The sequence below is a fragment of the Kineococcus vitellinus genome, assembly GCF_009906315.1.
Lineage (GTDB): Bacteria > Actinomycetota > Actinomycetes > Actinomycetales > Kineococcaceae > Kineococcus > Kineococcus vitellinus.
The window spans coordinates 1-3,503 of the sequence record NZ_JAAALL010000379.1; the positions used below are offsets into that span (position 1 = coordinate 1).

General features: G+C 77.9%; 2 protein-coding genes. One reads left to right on the top strand and one right to left on the bottom strand.

What is annotated here, in order from left to right:
• Positions 1-21 precede the first annotated feature (21 nt).
• Complete coding sequence (locus tag GTQ99_RS21150) at positions 22-651, bottom strand: nitroreductase family protein (RefSeq protein WP_338075178.1); 630 nt, start codon at positions 649-651, stop codon at positions 22-24.
• Positions 652-773: 122 nt separating this feature from the next.
• Here GTQ99_RS21150 and GTQ99_RS21155 point away from each other — a divergent pair, with 122 nt between their 5' ends.
• Positions 774-3,452: a bifunctional acetate--CoA ligase family protein/GNAT family N-acetyltransferase gene (locus GTQ99_RS21155; protein WP_166617671.1), complete on the top strand. Its 2,679-nt coding sequence runs from the start codon at positions 774-776 to the stop codon at positions 3,450-3,452.
• Positions 3,453-3,503 lie beyond the last annotated feature (51 nt).

The following is a 3,503-nucleotide window of genomic DNA, read 5'->3' on the forward strand; positions in this document are numbered from 1 at the left end:
GCTAGCGGGCCGGCCGGCCCGCTAGCCGCCCCAGGGGGCGCCGAAGCGCCCGTCGTGCGCGGTGTCGGCCAGCGTGCGCCGGTGCCGCAGCGAGGGCCGCGACCGCTCGTCGGGCGCCGGGTGGCCGAGGCTGACGACCCCCACCACGCGCCGGTCGGCGGGCACGCCGAAGGCCGCGCGGACCGCCTCGTGCGCCGCCGAGGGCACCCCGAACAGGCACGCGCCGAGCCCGGCGTCCACCGCCGCGAGCAGCAGCAGCAGCCCGGACATCCCGGTGTCCACGTCCGGCCAGGGCACCTGCCAGGTGGCGGCGTCGCGGTCGGGGCCGGGCTTGTCGGGGCGCGCGTAGCGGGCCGCGTAGGCGCCCGGGTCGGCCAGCAGCACCACGAGCACCGGCGCTGAGCGCATCCCCGCCAGCCAGCCGCCCGCCGCCGCGTCCGCCGCGCCGGTCCGGTCCCGCGTCGTGAGGTCCCAGAAGAGGTCGCGGTCGGCGGCCCGGCGCAGCACGAGCAGGTCGCGGCCCTGGCTGTTGCCCGCGCTCGGCGCCCGCAGCGCCGCCCCGAGCACCTCCGCCAGGACCTCCTCGTCGACGGCCCGCCCGTCGTAGCGGCGCACCATCCGCCGCGCCCGCAGCACCCGCCCAAAGTCCACCCCGCCATCCTGCCGCGACCTCCCGGTCGTGATCTTCCACGGTGCACCGCGGAAGATCACGACCGGAGGGGTGGGCGCGGGACCACCGGGCGCGCCGGGCGGACCGCCCTAGGATCGTGACCATGCCGCTGCCGCCCGTGGGGTACCCGACCCGGTGGGAGGCCGACGTGGCCCTGCGCGACGGGGGGACGGCGCACGTGCGCCCCATCCGGCCCTCGGACGCCGAGGGCGTGGCCGACTTCCACTCCCGGCAGTCCGAGGAGTCGCGCTACCTGCGCTTCTTCGCCCCCATGCCGCGGCTGTCCCAGCGCGACCTGGCCCGCTTCACCCAGGTCGACCACGTCGACCGGGTCGCCCTCGTGGCCACCGTCGGCGACGACATCGTCGGCATCGCCCGCTTCGACGCCGCGCCCGTGCGCCCCGGCCGCCCCCGCTCCGCCGAGGTCGCCTTCAACATCTCCGACGCCCACCAGGGCCGCGGGCTGGGCTCGGTGCTGCTGGAGCACCTGGCGGCCGCCGCCCGCGAGCGCGGCATCCGCCGCTTCACCGCCGACGTCCTGCCGCAGAACGCCAAGATGATCGGCGTCTTCCGCGAGGCCGGCTTCGAGGTGCGCCAGGGCTACTCCGACGGCGTCCTGGAGGTCTCCTTCGACATCGACCCCACCGAGCGCTCCATCGACGTCATGCGCGCGCGCGAGCAGCGCGCCGAGGCCCGCAGCGTCGCCGCGCTGCTCACCCCCTCCTCCGTCGTCGTCGTCGGCGCCCGCCGCACCCCCGGCACGGTGGGCCACCGGCTGCTCGCCGACCTCGTCGGCGGCGGCTTCGCCGGGCGGGTCCACGCCGTCAACGCCGCCGGCGCCGGGCAGGAGCTGCTCGGCGTGCCGCTGCTGGCCTCGGTGCGCGAGGTGCCGGCCCCCGTCGACCTCGCCGTCATCGCCGTGCCGCCCGCGGCCGTCATCGACACCGTCGCCGACTGCGCCGCCGTGGGAGTGCGCGGGCTCGTCGTCGTCTCCAGCGGCTTCGCCGAGACCGGCCCCGAGGGCGCCGCGCTGCAGCGCGAGCTCGTGCGCATCGCCCGCGCCAACGGCATGCGCGTGGTGGGCCCCAACTCCTTCGGCGTCGTCAACACCGACCCCGCGGTGCGGCTGAACGCCTCGCTGGCCGAGGAGGTGCCCGCCCGCGGGCGCTTCGGGCTCTTCAGCCAGTCCGGGGCGCTGGCCGTCACCGTCCTCGACTCCGCGCAGCGGCGCGGGCTGGGCATCTCCACCTTCGTCTCCGCCGGCAACCGCGCCGACGTCTCCGGCAACGACCTCATGCAGTTCTGGCAGGACGACGAGGGCACCGCGGCCGTCGGCCTGTACCTGGAGAGCGTGGGCAACCCCCGCAAGTTCAGCCGCGTGGCGCGCGCCCTGGCCCGCCGCAAGCCCGTCGTGGTCGTCAAGTCCGGCGCCTCCGGGTTCGGGGTGCCGCCCGGGCACGCCGTGCGGCGCTCGCGGGTGCCCTTCGAGGTCGTCGACAGCATGCTGCGCCAGGCCGGCGTCGTCCGCGTGGAGAACGTCCACCAGCTCTTCGACGTCGCCCAGGTCGCCGTCGACCAGCCGCTGCCGCAGGGCTCGCGCATCGCCGTCGTCGGCAACTCCGACGCCCTGGGCACCCTGGCCGCCGACGCCTGCGTCAGCTGGGGCCTGCAGGTGGTGCACGGACCCGTCAACACCCACCCCGAAGCCGGCGCCGACGTCTTCACCGAGGCGCTGCGTGCCGCCTTCGCCGACCCCGAGGTCGACGCCGTCGTCGCCAGCTGGGTGCCGCCCACGGCCACCGTGGACGCGGCCGTGGCGGCCGCCGTCGCCCGCACCGCCGCCGAGGGCGCCAAGACGTGCGTCACGTGCTTCCTCGGCACCCGCTCGGTCTCGGCGGCCCTGGCCGGCACCCCCGAGGGCGCCGACCTGCCCTCCGTGCCCTCCTTCCCGACCCCCGAGGACGCCGTGCGGGCGCTGGCGTCGGTGGTGCGCTACGCCGAGTGGCTGCGCAAGGACCGCGGGCACCCCGTGGCCCCCGCCGGCGTCGACCTCGCCCGCGCCCGCGCCGTCGTCGAGGCCGCGCTCGCCGAGCGCCCCCAGGGCGGCCGGCTGGGCCGCGAGGCCCGCGGCGCGCTGCTGGCGGCCGTGGGCGTGCCGCTGCTGGCGCGCGCGGAGGTCGCCTCGGTGACCGAGGCCGTGGAGGCCGCCGAGCGCTTCGGCTACCCGGTGGCCCTCAAGACCGTCGGCGAGGAGCTCTCCGGCCGCCAGGACCTGCGCGGCATCCGCCTGGGGCTGGCGGGCCCCGAGGCGCTGCGCGGCGCCGTCGACGAGATGCGCAGCGTCTTCGGCGACGCCGCCCGCACCCTCGCGGTGCAGCCGATGGCGCCGCTGGGGGTGCCCTGCCTGGTGCGCAGCACCGAGGACCCCCTCTTCGGCCCGGTGATCTCCTTCGGCGTCGAGGGCGACCCCATCGACCTCATGGGCGACGTCGCCTACCGCATCCCCCCGCTCACCGACGTCGACGTCGCCGACCTCGTGCGCTCGGTGAAGGCCGCGCCCAAGCTCTTCGGCCACCGCGGCGCCCCGCCGCTGGACGCCGACGCCCTCGAGGACGTCGTGGCGCGCGTCGCGGTCCTGGCCGACGCGGTGCCGGAGATCGCCGAGCTGCGGCTGTCGCCGGTCCTCGTCGCCGAGCGCGGCGTCACCGTCCTGGACGCCGTGGTGCGCGTGGCCGCGCCGCTGGGGCGCGCCGACCCCGACCGGCGCACGCTGCCCGACTGAGGCGCGGGGGCGAGCGGCCCGAGGGGCGCAGGGGGCCCGGGGGAGCGGCGG